Annotated in this window: 12 protein-coding genes; 1 reads left to right on the top strand and 11 read right to left on the bottom strand. The window is 49.5% G+C overall.

Annotated elements, in window-relative coordinates:
* Window position 1: 1 nt before the first annotated feature.
* Together ACFPPD_RS21245 and ACFPPD_RS21240 are read right to left on the bottom strand one after the other, a co-directional pair.
* Complete coding sequence (locus ACFPPD_RS21245; protein WP_209746277.1) at window positions 2-2,689, bottom strand: Ig-like domain-containing protein; 2,688 nt, start codon at window positions 2,687-2,689, stop codon at window positions 2-4.
* 227 nt (window positions 2,690-2,916) lie between these two features.
* Window positions 2,917-3,807: a LysR family transcriptional regulator gene (locus ACFPPD_RS21240; RefSeq protein WP_209746275.1), complete on the bottom strand. Its 891-nt coding sequence runs from the start codon at window positions 3,805-3,807 to the stop codon at window positions 2,917-2,919.
* Between the two features lie 123 nt (window positions 3,808-3,930).
* Here ACFPPD_RS21240 and ACFPPD_RS21235 point away from each other — a divergent pair, with 123 nt between their 5' ends.
* Complete coding sequence (locus ACFPPD_RS21235; RefSeq protein WP_209746273.1) at window positions 3,931-5,325, top strand: MFS transporter; 1,395 nt, start codon at window positions 3,931-3,933, stop codon at window positions 5,323-5,325.
* Here ACFPPD_RS21235 and ACFPPD_RS21230 read toward each other — a convergent pair.
* The 9 genes from ACFPPD_RS21230 to ACFPPD_RS21190 all read right to left on the bottom strand — a co-directional run bounded on the left by ACFPPD_RS21230 (window position 5,309) and on the right by ACFPPD_RS21190 (window position 14,532).
* Window positions 5,309-5,908, bottom strand: coding sequence for an ABC transporter ATP-binding protein (locus ACFPPD_RS21230; protein ID WP_209746271.1), 600 nt, complete (start codon window positions 5,906-5,908; stop codon window positions 5,309-5,311). The genes ACFPPD_RS21235 and ACFPPD_RS21230 overlap by 17 nt on opposite strands.
* Window positions 5,905-6,750, bottom strand: coding sequence for an ATP-binding cassette domain-containing protein (locus ACFPPD_RS21225; RefSeq protein WP_209746269.1), 846 nt, complete (start codon window positions 6,748-6,750; stop codon window positions 5,905-5,907). The genes ACFPPD_RS21230 and ACFPPD_RS21225 overlap by 4 nt, the downstream gene beginning before the upstream one ends.
* 10 nt (window positions 6,751-6,760) lie before the next feature.
* Window positions 6,761-7,597, bottom strand: coding sequence for an ABC transporter permease (locus tag ACFPPD_RS21220; RefSeq protein ID WP_378083210.1), 837 nt, complete (start codon window positions 7,595-7,597; stop codon window positions 6,761-6,763).
* Window positions 7,587-8,576, bottom strand: coding sequence for an ABC transporter permease (locus ACFPPD_RS21215; RefSeq protein WP_209746266.1), 990 nt, complete (start codon window positions 8,574-8,576; stop codon window positions 7,587-7,589). Before ACFPPD_RS21215 ends, ACFPPD_RS21220 begins: the two co-directional genes overlap by 11 nt.
* Window positions 8,573-10,195: an ABC transporter substrate-binding protein gene (locus tag ACFPPD_RS21210; protein ID WP_209746264.1), complete on the bottom strand. Its 1,623-nt coding sequence runs from the start codon at window positions 10,193-10,195 to the stop codon at window positions 8,573-8,575. The genes ACFPPD_RS21215 and ACFPPD_RS21210 overlap by 4 nt, the downstream gene beginning before the upstream one ends.
* Before the next feature lie 209 nt (window positions 10,196-10,404).
* The gene (locus tag ACFPPD_RS21205) at window positions 10,405-11,634 is read right to left on the bottom strand and encodes a Dyp-type peroxidase (protein WP_209746263.1); all 1,230 of its coding nucleotides are present in this window, start codon (window positions 11,632-11,634) and stop codon (window positions 10,405-10,407) included.
* Window positions 11,635-11,651: 17 nt separating this feature from the next.
* Window positions 11,652-12,752, bottom strand: coding sequence for a hypothetical protein (locus tag ACFPPD_RS21200; RefSeq protein ID WP_209746261.1), 1,101 nt, complete (start codon window positions 12,750-12,752; stop codon window positions 11,652-11,654).
* 323 nt (window positions 12,753-13,075) lie between these two features.
* Complete coding sequence (locus ACFPPD_RS21195; RefSeq protein WP_209746350.1) at window positions 13,076-13,462, bottom strand: MerR family transcriptional regulator; 387 nt, start codon at window positions 13,460-13,462, stop codon at window positions 13,076-13,078.
* 29 nt (window positions 13,463-13,491) lie between these two features.
* Window positions 13,492-14,532: an NAD(P)-dependent alcohol dehydrogenase gene (locus tag ACFPPD_RS21190; RefSeq protein ID WP_209746259.1), complete on the bottom strand. Its 1,041-nt coding sequence runs from the start codon at window positions 14,530-14,532 to the stop codon at window positions 13,492-13,494.
* Between the last annotated feature and the right edge of the window lie 258 nt (window positions 14,533-14,790).

The raw sequence follows: 14,790 nt of genomic DNA, 5'->3' as shown, positions 1-14,790 counted from the left end.
CTTAGGTTCTCAGCCCGGCTAGTACGCCGCTGCTGCCGGTAGCTGCGCCGCTCGCGACTTCCTCTTCATCTTGCTCGGCGACAGGCGGTAGATTGATCATACCGTAGAGCTTGGCGGCCAATTCGTCGCGCGATTCAAGAATATCGAGCGCCATTTCCTTCATTTTGATCTCCCGTTCGAGCAGTTCGTTCTTCAGCGCCTTCTCGCGGACGGTTTCCGTTTGCAAGCCACGCGAATAGTGGTCGAGCGCTTCGCCTTGCCCAAGGAGCGCCTCAACGATGACGCCTTCTGTCCGCAGTACATGACGGTTCGCGGCCAAAATGATGCCAGGCACGGAAATGCTCGTTCCGCTAGCTTCGTCGTTGTAAGCGGAAACGTATTCCTTCTTGACCCGCAAGTAGTTGGTGTTCGGAATGTCGTTGCCGTTCGCGTCCTTGAACGGCTTATCTTCTACGAACCGGTGATGGCGGTCTTGGTAATCGAAAATATTCATCAATTGATTAATAATCGAATTACGAACCTCGTTGAGCTTATCGGACACGATAATTTCCGAGAGAAGCGCATCAAGCTGCGGCAGCGTTACTTCCTTATACGTAGGAGTATCCACGCCGTTCACGATGTCTACCTTGAAATATCCGATGCGCAAATCGACGAGATGGAGAAGCGTAATGAACTCTTGGTTCATTTGGCGGAAAACGAAGTTGAGCGAGCGGCCGACGTTGATATTCTCGATTTCGCGAACGATCGAAGTCTCTTCGCCTGACGTCGTTTTCACTTCGTAGCTCGTGTTGACCTCCATGGAGCGGCGCGAAGATGCCTTGGCAATGTGTTTATGCGTGCTGTTCGCGATGTTGCGCGCGAACTGCTCGCGGGCCGCGTTCGTCCCTCCGCTTGCGTTTGCGCTCACCGAAGCGCTGCCCCACCCCCAGCTTGCGCCGGCTTCAGCGCTCACGCTATATTTGAAGCTCTCGTCGTAATTTTTCTTATCCGTCTGCTCGTTGCCCATAGATTTCTCGAACTCGTCGGCGATTTCGTCCGTCACGGAATCGACGATCGTCGAAGCGGATTTGAAGGTCTCTTCCTTCTGAGTATAGGAGCGAATGCTGATTTTCGACTTCTCGCCGGGGAGCAAGGAGAACGTCTTGAGCGTGCGGCTAGCGCCGTAATTGCCAAGGAAGGAAGAAAGCCTATACGATTCGACCAAAATGATTCTCTTCAGCCTGGAGCTGACTTCGGGCAGGATCGTCACGTTCACCGATACCGTCTTCTCGATATAATTGTCCGCGAGGTCCGTACAACGCACAGTGATAATATGAATGCCCGGCTCGGTTACGGGAATCGACGCCTTCCACGTCGACCAGTCTTTTGGCGCTTTCTCGGTAGCGCGCATGAACATCGGATTCAGATCGAGGGACACCTCGACTTGCTTGATGCCGCCTGCATCCGAAGCCGTACCCGTCACTTCGATGAACACGCCTTTTGAATTCGTGCCGGCGATCTGCGCGTTTTGCAGCGGAGCTGTAATGTTCAAGCTAGGCGGAGTCGCGTCGACGACGAACGTTTGGCTTGTCGTCGCGACGTTGCCGGCTCCGTCGGTGCATTTCACCGCAAAAGAATGGTTACCGGGCGCGACCGACAGCGACTTCTTCCAATTCGCCCAGCCGTTGGTGCTTTCGGCCATGACGAAAGCGCCGTTGTTCAACGAAATTTCGACTTTGGAAAGCGATCTATTGTCGGAGGCCGTTCCTTCGACGTTAATGCTGACCGTTGGTGCGCCGTTCGTCGAGAAAAATTTTCCTGGCGCCGGAGCGGTAACCGCGAGTGTCGGCAGTGTTACGTCCGGAGCCTCGGCGATCGTCACGTTGACGTTGATTGAACGGGTCGCGTTTTTTGTTCCAAAGGAGTGATACGCTTTAGCGTAGATCGGGATTGTACCGGCAACGGTTACGGTTGCGTTCGGGAATACCCAACTGCCGTCGTCGTTTAACTGCGCATTCTGATACGAGCCTGCGCCTATCTTTACTTGCACATTGGAGATATTCCCGTCGCCGGTGTTAGAGGCGAAACCGTGGATGTTGAACACCGCTCCGGTATGCGGGCCGTTAATCGTCGCATTCGCGGCAGGCGACGTAATGTCGACCGAGATAACGATCGGATCAGGGAGGTCGCCGCCACCGCCATCGTCAATAGGCAACATCGTCGGAACGGGTTCCGCGGCTGCTAGACTTGCAAAGCTTGTCTCGTCCGTTGGCTGCGCTCCCGCGGAGAACGTAAGCTCATTGCCGATCGAGGCGTCAATGAAGTTGTAGGTAAGCGCGCCGGTCATCGATTTGTACAGATTCAGCTTCTTGCCTGCCGCTTCCATGCGGAGCACTTCGTCATCGGTGAGTTTCGCCAAGCTCGGGCTTAATCTTTCTTCAGGGGAAATGGAGGCGAGCGCGTTCAGCGCCTTGACTGCGCTCGCCCCCTCCGGCACGGCTAGCGAAGCCATTGCAGAAGACGAGTCTCCCTCGGCAGCCTTAGCGCTGAACGAGCTTGCGCTTGTGCTAGGGGTAAAGTAATTGTCCGGAAATTGCAGATCGATAAAATTCCGTCCGCTGTACGAGGTTGGTTCCGGCACATTGTAGCTGAGAATAGGAGCTGTGCCGCCGGGCTGAAGCTTGATCATCGGTTCTTGTTTGCTTGACATCATCATGGTCCCCTTTACGGAATGTTTGCGAGAAAGAGGAACAGGAAGCTTGTGCCTATTGTTCCTCCCGCTTTCTTCTCGACAATGAAAATGTACCGTTTCGGGATGTAACATGAACAGTGTCCGACATCATTAATTACCAACATTACCGCCATATGACAAACTGGGACCAAAGTTGCTTTCATGCGACATCAATAGACAATAGCAACGATGATTGAATTACAATTCTACGATTTTGTCTGTTTGGATAGCGCCTCGAAATATTCTACGACGACCTCGCGGAATTCCAGAGCAGCCCGCGAAAAGTACCGACTCCTATGCCATAATAAAGCGATCTCCCGTACCAATTCGTGATTCTCTACTTGGAGATATTTGATACGTTCCCGTGAATTCATTGCCGTGCTCGGAATGAAGGCGATGCCGATCTCGGCTTCCACAAGAGCGCTTAGCCTGGTAGGCTCATTTCCTTCGTACGCATATTTGGGTGCAAATCCAGCCGATTCGCATACGTAATCTACTAAATCGCGAGTACGGTAGCCTTTCTTTACGCCGACAAACCATTCATCCTTAAGTTCTGTCAAGGTTACGCTGCTTCGGTCTGCCAACCGATGCCCCTCCGGAACCGCTACGAGGATAGGGTCGATGAACACGATTTGACATTCGATGTCATCCCCTTGCATAGGAGGCGAGGACAAGCAGAAATCGACCTCTCCACGATGAAGAAGCGTATCCATCTCCTGCGTAGTCAGCATTTGCACATGAAATTGAATATGGGGCCGCTTTTTCCGAAACTCTCGAAGGATATTCGGCAATGTGCTTGCGTTGGTCACCGCCAACTCGATTGTGCCTTGTTCCGGGCTGGACAAATCGCTAAGCTCCTGCTTCCCCTGTTCCAATTCGAACAAAGCCCTCTCCGCACGGCGAAGGAAGCTGCTTCCGAACTCATTCAATCGCAGCTTCCTCCCTATTCGATCGAATAGAGGAACCCCTAGATCTTCCTCCAAACGTTGAATCGTTTTGCTTAGCGACGATTGCGTTACATGCAGACTCCGCGCGGCTTCGGTCACATGTTCCACCCGAGCTACCGCAAGAAAATATTGAAGCTGAAGAAGCTCCATTTTGTCCCCTCCACTTCCATCCAATCATTCCTTCATGTCAATGAAATTATAACATCAAATGCGTTGGAATGAATGTATGTATTCGGGTACGATGACATCATGACGCTTTGGGGAGGACCAAAAATGGATGTTCGCAGCAGGCGGTTGATGATTTCCGTTGGACTGGGGGTACTATTGAACCCATTAAATTCTTCAATGATTTCTGTTGCAATTCCAAGGCTGCAACATGTGTACCGCCTTGACTTTACCGTTGTTTCCTGGATTATTTTTTCCTTCTACATTGCGAGCGCTATCGCTCAACCTGTCATGGGAAAGGCCAGCGATTTATTCGGGCGCAAGAAAATATTTCTTACCGGCCTTGTCGTCGCCTTCGTTGCATCGTTTTTTGCTCCGCTATCACCGAATTTTGGGTGGCTCATCGTGTTCCGCATTGTGCAATCTATCGGAACAAGCATGATGGTTGCGGTTGGCATGGCTCTCGTGCGAATTCATATTACGGAGAAACAAGCGACCGCAATATCTGTATTGTCCATATTCCTATCCGGTGCGGCAGCAATTGGCCCCTTTATTGGCGGGGTCTTGATTCACTGGTGGGATTGGTCTGCGATCTTTTTCGTCAATATTCCGTTCATGGTGGCGAGCTTTCTTTTATCATGGAGGACGATCCCTAAGGACGAACCGCCTACTTCAGTCGCACGTAACATGAGCATTCGAAAATGGTTGAATTTGATCGATGCATCAGGAATTCTGCTCTTCGCAGCGGGTCTCGTTGCCCTGCTCGTCGGATTACTGTCAGCCAAATCATCCGGGCATGTCTCATCCGGGTATGTCGTTGTCGGGCTAATAGGCCTCGTGCTACTTGCGGCTTTCGTACGACATGAGTTAAGAGCGACGTCACCGTTTATTCCTTTGCGCGCATTCGCCAAATATCCTGCGATGACTTGGATTAATGTCGAATTCATGCTCGTTAACGTACTTTTTTACTCGCTCTTTTTCGGGCTTCCGTCCTACTTGCAAACGGTACGTCATGTCAGCGAATTCCATACGGGGATTCTCATGCTAAGCTTAGGCTTGTGCTCGCTCATTGTTTCTCCAATAGCGGGACGATGGATCGACAAATCGGGACCTCGACCCGCATTGCTCGTATCCGCGATTCTAATGACATTTGGGTCGGTTTGGATCGTGACTTTGAATCAAAATTCACCTGTTATCAGCGTGTGTTTGGCTTTAGCGGCATTCGGTATTAGTAACGGACTGAACAATGTCGGTTTGCAGGCGGCCCTGTTCAACAATTCTCCAAAAGAAATCATCGGCGTAGCATCCGGAATATTTAATACATCCAGATACCTGGGAACTATTCTCTCTTCATTGTTAATAGGCATCGTAATGGGAGATCAGTTCAGCGCCGGGGGTTTGCGAGCGCTTGGGATTATTCTCACGGTAATTTCATTGTTCTTAGTATTCTTGAGTCGGCGACGCCGGGAACCGAATCCCAACTCTCCTAGTGCAAATGGATGATTCTGCTGCAAATCACTTTGGCCAAATTCTCGTTATGGGTAATGACTAGAATGCCAATGTTGTTCCGCTTTGCATAGTCGAGGACAATGTTCCATATTTGGGATTGAGTGATCGCATCCAGCATCGTGCTGATTTCATCCGCAATGATATAACGCGTTTGCGGCTTCAAAGCTCTCATCACGCAAATCCTTTGAAGCTCCCCGCCCGAAAGTTCATTAGGCCAGCGGTTCAGAAATTGTTCCCGGATTCCCATTTCCTTTCTGAGTCCATCGTCATACTCTCCCGCTTCCGCTAACGTCTTGCCCAACTTCCATTTTGGATTTACGGCAAGCTCGGGATGTTGATAAATCAGTTGAACCGGACAATAGACTCCCCTCGGAATAGGCTTGCCATCCAGCATGACTTCTCCTTCGTACCCTTCGATTTGTCCGGCAAATATTTTGCCTAGCGTGCTCTTACCGCGTCCGCTGTTTCCAACTAAGCCCACCGTTTCACCTGCGTTGACTTCGAGGGAAATGTCTTCCAATACCCATTCTTTGCTTCTGTTGTATCTATAATGAATACGTTTTGCCTCCAGCATCATGCTTCACCGCCTTGCGCGTCCTGTATGGCATCAATATCATCTCCGTAATCCTTACTCCGGATAGAATGAAATCCGTTTTGCGGCAAAGCATGCCACAGCGCTTTGCTATAAGGGTGCTTCACATAGTCCGGAGAAGCCTCGAATGCCTTGGCATCCACCACCTCGACCGATCTCCCTTTGTTAAACACCGCGATCTTGTCCGCGATAATAAAGGCAAGATCGATATCATGGGTAATCATCAGAACGCCTCGACCATTGCCAGCCAATTCCTTCAAGGTGCTCAACGTCTCGTCAACCATAGATTTATGCAAGCCCGGAGTGGGTTCATCCGCAATGATTAGATGGGCTCCCGATGTTAACGCGGTGCCGATAAGAACCCTTCTCGCCATGCCTCCCGATAATTGGAACGGGTATTTGTTCTTTACACCGTCCGCCATGTGAAAACGACTCATAATACTCTTGACGGTACTTTTTACGCTCTTTAGGGGACTATCGATCTGTTTGCCCGTCTTCATAAGAGGATCCAGATAACCCACAGACTGAGGGATAAGAGAGATCTCCTTCCCCCTCAGTTGTTCTTTATCCTTCTGGGTGAGTTCTTCGCCTTTATATTTGATACTTCCATTGATGTAGGCATTGGAGGGCAGAATTCCAAGAATCGCATGAGCGAGCAGGCTTTTTCCAGAGCCGCTGGCTCCGACGATGGCCATGATCTCGCCTGGATACAAATCCAGAGTGAAGTTGGAAATCACTTGGGTAACGTTCTGCTTCAAGCCTTTCCCGTATTGCTTAAAGCTCACGCTAAAGTTCTTCACTTCCAAAAGAGGTGTTTGTTGTTCCACGCTATCTCTCCTATTCGTGAGCCTTGTATGGATTATAGAGAGCCTGTATGCTTTCTCCCAAGAGATCAAACAGTCTGACAATGACCAGCAAAGACAAGCCTGGCATAAGAGCAATCCACCATTGACCCGTGCTTAAATAATTGAGAGATTCCGACAAGATCACTCCGATACCCGGTTGATGTGGGGACAAGCCGAATCCAAGAAAGGTCAGAGAGGCCTCGTGCAGAATGGTATGCGGAAACATGAGGATCAACCCCACCAGAAATTGCGGATATACATGGGGAAGTATATGATGTCGTACAATATATCCATTGCTTTTTCCAACGCTTCTTGATGCAATTACATATTGGCTGAACTTCATCTGCAATACTTCCGCCCTGATAACTCTAGCGAGATAGGTCCAATGCGTAAGGATCATACCGATGATGATCCCTTGAGGCCCTTTGCCGAAACTAAAAGAGATCAAAATCAGAAAAATGAGCATTGGCACTCCCATAACGACATCAATCAGCCAATTGATAATGAAATCGATTCTTTTACCGCCTATAGCAGCTGCCGTTCCCATCATGATGGCAATGAGTCCGCTCCCAATCGTAGATAAAGCTCCTATGATAATGCTGAGAGAAAGGCCTTTCAGGGTACGCAGAAACATATCCCGTCCGAACCAGTCCGTCCCGAAAATATGATTGAACGACGGTTGAAGGTTTTTATCGATAAAATTGACCCTCAATGCGCCATCCGTTATGAGGTTTCCGGAAAATAGAATGGTCAGGAGCAATAGTATGCAGAAACCAATGTAAAACAAGGTTTTTTGCCGCATAGAGTAACCCCTGGTATTACTGTTCACGTTCATATCCCTCCCTTATGCGAGGATCGACCAAGGAATACAATAGATTTGCGATAAAATTACCTGCAAAGACAAACGCGGCGGCAAACAGCGCGATTCCCGCCAATAACGGCAGATCCGACCTGGTTCCGGCTTCTACGACCGCTTTGCCGAGTCCCGGATAAGAAAAGATCCCTTCGGCGAGCGTAGAACCACCGAACAATTCTGCAATGGAACCAAACTGTAGAGTTATGGCCGGGAGCAGAATGTTTTTTAAACCATGCCTTTTCACGAGAAGCCACTTGCTCTCTCCTCTCGCTTTGGCGAAGAGGACGTATTCGCTTTCAAGCACATCCATGAATTTCTGCCGGGTATGCAGCGCGATGCTCGCTACCCCGGTCAAACTTAACGTTAGGGAAGGAAGAAATAAATGATAGACCCTGTCTCCCCAGCTTGTATCGGCGGCCGTTGAATGAATCGGAGCGCTTAATCCAATAGGAAACCAGCCTAATCTTACCGAGAATACAATCAGGAGAAGAATCCCCACCCAGAAGATAGGCGCTGATGCCAAAGTCAGGCAGTACATCTTGATCATTTTGTCGATAAACCTGCCTTTGTTCAGCGCGCCTACGATTCCCATAACAAAGCCTATAACCCCGGATAATATCCACGCAGTTCCCATGAGCAGCAGAGAGGCCTGGAATTTCTCCATAATAACGTCCTTAACCGGCTGATTGTATACAATGCTGGTCCCCATATTGCCGCTCAGCAGTCCCCTGATCCACTTCACGTAACGCATGGCAAAGCTGTCGTTAAGTCCCCAGTACTCTCGCAGATGCTCGATTTGCTCCGGCGGCAAGGATGCATGTTCTCCGCCTATGTAGGCTTCTATCGGATCAATCGGGGAAAATTTCATAAGAATGAAGCAGACTAAAGTAACGGCAAATAACAAAAGAAACAACCGCAACAATTTATTTCCTATAAACCGAGAGGCGTTCATGATCTGGAAGGGCTCTTCACCCAGTCTTTAATATTCTCTACCGTGATCCAGTAAGCGCCTCTATGGGGGGCTGGTCTGAAATCTCCAATTTCTACGCCGTCTTTGATAAAGAACGTATGATGAAAAGCGACCATAGGCACGAACGGACTATCTCCAAGGGAATTGGCGCCGTGCTCCCCGTCCCACTGCGCTTTCTTCCACATTTCCATTGCTTCTTCCTGATCCGTCGTCTGAATGGCATTTCTCAAGTATTCATCCACGAATTCATTCTTATAGCTGGGAGAATTGGTTGTACCCTTAGTAATTCGGTCCGAACTGAAGTTGGTATAGATTTCGAATGGACTATCGGCGCCTTTGCCGAAGAGATACGCTTCTTTGTATATCAACTTTTGCTTACTGATTTCATCCCATACTTTGGCTTCGAGGTTTATTTTTATCCCGATTTTCTGGGCGCTTTCCTGAACGCCTAATACGACGGCCTGTCTCTCCACTTCTCCGGGAGTATATAAAAGCGTGAACTCTGCTTTCTGCCCGTTCTTCTCGACAATACCGTCATTGTCCGTATCCGCCCAACCGCCTTCTTGGAGAATTTTCTTTGCCGTTTCCACATCCGCGTTCTTCATGTTATTCGCCTCATTATCCCAAGGCATTCCCGGATTATGCGAATAAACCGGGCGCGCTCCGCCGTTTAAGGCATTTCGGCTTATCCCTTCCCGATCCATTCCATAGGAGAGTGCTCTTCGGATCGCTCGATCGGATGTTACGTCATTCCCAATCGGTGTTCCTTCCATTTCGTAGGCGCCTCTCTTAACAGTAGGCAAGCTCAAAGAGACAATATCCATCGTTTCTATGCTTCTCTGGGTATAACCAGGTATTTCCTGCCCGATATAATCCATGCTTACTCGAGCGATATCGATTTCTCCCCTCTTCGCTCCGGCAAAGCTGGCGTCCATATCCAGATATAAGAAGGTTACTTTTTTGATATTCGGCTTTTTCCCGTAATACAGCGGGTTTGCTTCAATGATGAGCTTCTGCCCTTTTTGCCACTCTACAAACTTGTATGGGCCGGAACCTATCGGATTCTGAGCATAATTGTCGCCGTACGCATGCTCCGGAATAATCGCAATTCGGGTTAATGTATATTCGAACGTGGAATCCGGATGCTCGAGTATAAATTGCACGGTATAGTCGTCTTCGGCGATGACCTGTTTTACATTGGAAAGATCGATATACGAGGTCGTTTCCCTCACTTTCTCGAAAGTGAACACCACATCGCCGGCCGTAAGCTTTTCTCCGTCCGAGTAATGCACATCTTCCCTCAGCTTGACCGTTACCTCTTTACCGTCCTTACTAACTGTTCTCTCTGATGCTAGATCGTTGACCAAATTCATCTCTTTATCAAAGACGACCAGCTTGCTTTGAAACAATGCTTCTCCCAAACCTGGCCAGTCAAAGGCCGGATCAAAGCCCTTGGCCGGCTCGCCCTTTATCGATACGACGATTTCATCGGAGGAAGTATCGGATGAAGGCTCCGTCGGTTGAATTTTCTCCTCATTTGAACAGCCGCTTAACGCGATTGCCAACACCATAAACATGGATAATCCTAATCTTCTCTTCATGCTTTACCTCCTATATTTACAATCAAGGATACGACCTTCGGGTTTAATTGTAATAATTACGATTAAAGTTGTCAATTTAGAATTACAAAAAAATCCCGTTGGCATAATCCGTTTCTCGGACAAGCCGGAGAACGGGATTAACGGGATCATAACGAACTGATTGATGAATTGGTTATCTACGAGTCCGGCAACGAACAGCTCGGACGAATTTATTGTAAGAGTTCGGTAGAGCCCGGGAAAACCTCATCCGCTCGAAGCGGCGGCACCAGATAGGAACCTGCAGCTTCTACCGACAGAAGCGATTCGGATCCGGGAATCGCTTGTGCAGGATCACCGCCCAGATTAGTACCACCTAGCCAACTGCCCTGCGTCAACAATTTGAACACGCGCTCGGGCGTATCTTGGAAGCTCACGAAATTGAGGCCCACCTCGAAATACGGCGGAGCTGTAACCTCATCGAAAAACTCGTAGCCTTGCCGATAGATGCGCAGAGAACTCGGATCGCTAATCGGTTGCAGATGATGATTTGCCAACTGGACATGGCTGTGCCTCATCGCGCTTGAATCGGATACGTTCGGCGGTTCGAAATACGCCTGCTGTCCCGGATCGGTTATTCTCTTGCTCGTGAATGGACAACCCGCCTGGACGATCGGATTGCCGGAAGGATCAACAGCGACAAGTGGATACCCGGATAACTTAGCGCGGCCTATAATGATTTCTTGCTGCTGCCGGGAAAGCTTTCGCCATTTGGACAGATCGGTATGAATTCGCATGAACGTCATATAGGTACCGCCCTCCGTCCACTGTTCCTCGGAGTAACCTGCCGGCTTGACGGCGATGGCGTCGTAACGCTGTTCGCTTTTCATATTCGATATCCCATCGTGAAAATCGATCCAGCTTCTGCGGTCGTCCCGTTGAAATCCGCTGTAGCATCTCCCCATTTTCAAAGTCGAATGCCCCTTCTGCCGCTTCCAATCTTCAAGAAGTTTCCAAGTCTCCACGACCGCCCGATGTACGGCTAATGGAGTATCGGCAATGAATTGAAAGACAAACGGTTCATCTCCGGCGTTGCGCGAGGTCCTATGTCTGAAGGATAGACCTGAACCTTGCAAAATAGGTCCTCCCCCTTTACTCAAGGGTGCCGCGAATCGCCCGAAACTTCGTAAAGCCGATGGAATGCTTCTTCGGCAGCCTGCCAACTCGAATGCCTTCGGACCGTATCCGGCCATAACGGTCATGCTGCCGTCAGGAACGGTCTCTCCCGACAGATCCGGCACGATTCCTTTTTTCAAATTTTCATAGAGCTTCCACAGTCGGCCGAGAGCTTCCCCCGCTTTGACGGCGTTAGTTCCCTTTACCGTACTAAGGAAAAGAACAGCGAAGAACTTTCCGGGCTTCATTCCGGAAGCGTAATAAATACCCTCCTGCAAGTTTGGCATTCTATCGCAACTCCCTTTTAACCGTTATTGGGCTGTTTCGCGGCTTCGTATTGAAGGATTAGTTTGCGGAAGCTAAGGCAATCCTCCGGTTTAACGCAATGAATGGCGCCGCTGTAAGGCTTTAGCCTGACCCACTCTTGTTCGTCCACCGCGCTTGGTTCGCTTAGAAGCACAAGAGGCCCGATTTCCAGGTGCCGCAGCAGCTGGTAACCGCCAGTCAACGATTCTTTATTCGCGCCAATCCAAATAGAAATGTCATCCAAGTAGATCTCCTCTTCATCGTCCGGACCGAACTCCAATCTTTGATACATTCCCGGCATTCCTCGACTCCAACGAATCCAACGATCGGGAACTGGCGCATTCTGATAGCGGAACAACTGCTGGGCGAAAGAACGAAGGTAGATGCCCATCGGATTGTCGAATGCCGCCGTTCTCCCTTCCAAGGCGGCCGACTGCCCTCCCAGGACAACATTGGGATCCGCATGATGGCAAGCCAAATACTCCACTTTATAATAGTGAAGAATTTCATCACGAGTCGCAGGCCGGATACCTTGGTCCGTTTCCACCCCATAAGGCTTGGCGCCGAACACAACGATATACATCAGATCGTCCAACCCGTTAATCGGGCTTTTCATGAACAGCGCCTGTTCCGTATTCAGCTTGCCGATCGGCTGAGACGGAACCTTGTTGTTAATGAGCGTATTATCGTTTCCGTGTCCGGCCGTGTAGGTAGAGAAGGCGATTTCTCTTTGCTTTTCGTTTAATGCGAATGGATCTTTAATGCCATAAAGTTCTTCCCAAGAAGGCTCCCGTCCTAGAATTTCTTGGGCCATAGCGCTCAATCGGTGCGGATCGTGAATAGCGACGCATACCCAATATTCTCGCAATTCCGTCGTCACTTGAACTCTTTTGGGACGCAGCCGCCCGGAAGAATCCGGTATATGAATCACGGTATATTCGCAATATTCATGATGCAATCCTTGTCTTCCGATATCTCCCCAATCGGCCAATCTTTGCGTCCATTCATCGCCGATACAGCGCCTTGGCTGAAGCGGATCTCCGAACCATTTCATGGGTGCGCGAACGGGATTATGGAACGAGGATGCTTCCAACCGCATGAATCGGCTCTCTCCGAAACTTCTCGTAAACTTGTCGAATGTCTCACCGATCTTCTCATTCTACTTGTCCACGACCAGCGTGCTGTGCTCGTCCGCTCTTCCCGGCACGTCAAACGGCATCATTTCTCCCCCTTTATGGTTGGGTCATTTCATATCTATTTCTTCAACCAGCCGAAAAATTCCTATATTTGAAAAGGAAATGGCGCGACTCTTTCTTGAATCCGGTCTAGAATGCGTCTGAGCCTATCCTTTACGGATGCACGAAACCCGCCATTCCGGTAAATGGCGGGTTTCGTTCTGCTGCGAGCCGATGTTTTAACGTGTCACTTCATTGGTCTTTTTAGCGATTTTTCTTTTTCGACTACCGTTTGTTCATAACTTGCGATTTTATAGTCCAGGCGTTCCAACGTATTCTTCATGACTTCCATTCTGGCCAGGAGTTTCATGCGCTGTTCGTTCAAGAGTTCTTTTCTTGCCTCGATCGTTTCGTCTCCTTGTTGGAACAGCTTGACGTACTCCATCAACGCTTCGATCGGAAGACCCGCATTGCGCATACATAGGATAAATTCGACCCACATGCAGTCTTCTTCCGTATATTCCCTGATTCTGCCTTTGTTGCGCATCACGCGAGGAATGAGTCCGATGCGTTCATAATAGCGGAGCGTATCCTGAGAAATATCAAACTTTCTGCTTATATCTGCTATCGTCATCGCCATGCGGGTACGCCTCGCCTTCTAAGTTACAAGGTAGAAATGTCTATTACGAATCGATAACGCACATCGCTTCGGAGAACGCGCTCATACGCTTCGTTGACTTGGTCGGCGCGAATGACTTCGATTTTAGGAGCAATGCCGTGTTGGGCGGAGAAATCGAGCATCTCTTGCGTTTCTTGAATGCCGCCGACGAGCGAACCGGCAATGCTGCGACGTTTCATGAGCAAAGAAAATACATTGTACTTGTCCGACGCGGTTGGCGCGCCGACATTCACGAGCGCTCCGTCAACGCCAAGCATGGATAAATACGCATCCACGTCTAGATTTGCGGACACCGTGTTCAGGATGAGATCGAAACGATTAGCCAACTCCGTGAAAGTAGCGGGATCGCTAGTGGCAAAGTAATGATCCGCGCCTAATTCGAAGGCTTCGTTTTTCTTATTCATGGACTGACTCAAGACCGTTACTTCGGCGCCCATGGCATGCGCATATTGGACCGCCAGATGGCCAAGTCCTCCCATCCCCACGATGGCAACCTTCCTGCCAGGGCCGGCGTTCCATTTTTTCAAAGGAGAGTATGTGGTAATCCCTGCACACAATAGCGGACTGGCAACGTCCAAATCCAAACGGTCTGGAATACGGACAACGAAATCTTCCTTGACTACGATTTTTTGGCTGTATCCTCCGTATGTTAGTTGACCATCGTAGTCATAAGAATTATAAGATAAGACAACGCCCTTCGTACAATATTGCTCTTCGCCGCAGAGGCAGTAATCGCACTCTCCGCAAGAGTCGACGAAGCAACCGACGCCTACGCGATCGCCGACGGCAAATTTCTTAACTTCCGTTCCGACTGCGGTTACGACGCCAGCCATTTCATGACCGGGTACCATCGGAAAGATTCCGCCCCCCCATTCATCGTAAGCATTGTGAATATCGGAGTGGCAAATCCCGCAAAACTTGATATCGATTAAGACGTCGTCGGATCGTAATTCTCTGCGTTCTATCGTAGACTTTTCGAAAGGCGCTTTTGCGCTCGAGACAGTAAGAACATGGGTTTTACACATAGGATTAATCTACTCCTTCAATTTTTATTCGATCAGCGCGACGGTGAAGCCGCCGGCGAGCAGACGCGCGTTGCCGAACCGCCGCATGGTCTTCTCCAGTGTTACGTCGTGATTCTAACTTAGATTGCCCATAACGGGATGCGGTACATTCGGCTCCTCTCTATGAATCTATTGATGAGTTTACAACTTGGAGTTAACTCCAAGTCAATAACTAAATTTCCGTCTGAGCGCTGAAGGCGCGCATGAAGAAGGGACCGT

The organism is Cohnella suwonensis, from assembly GCF_042655365.1.
GTDB classification, from domain to species: Bacteria; Bacillota; Bacilli; order Paenibacillales; family Paenibacillaceae; genus Cohnella; species Cohnella suwonensis.
The sequence above is the reverse complement of the archived record's forward strand: the minus strand, read 5'-3'. Positions and strand labels throughout refer to the sequence as shown.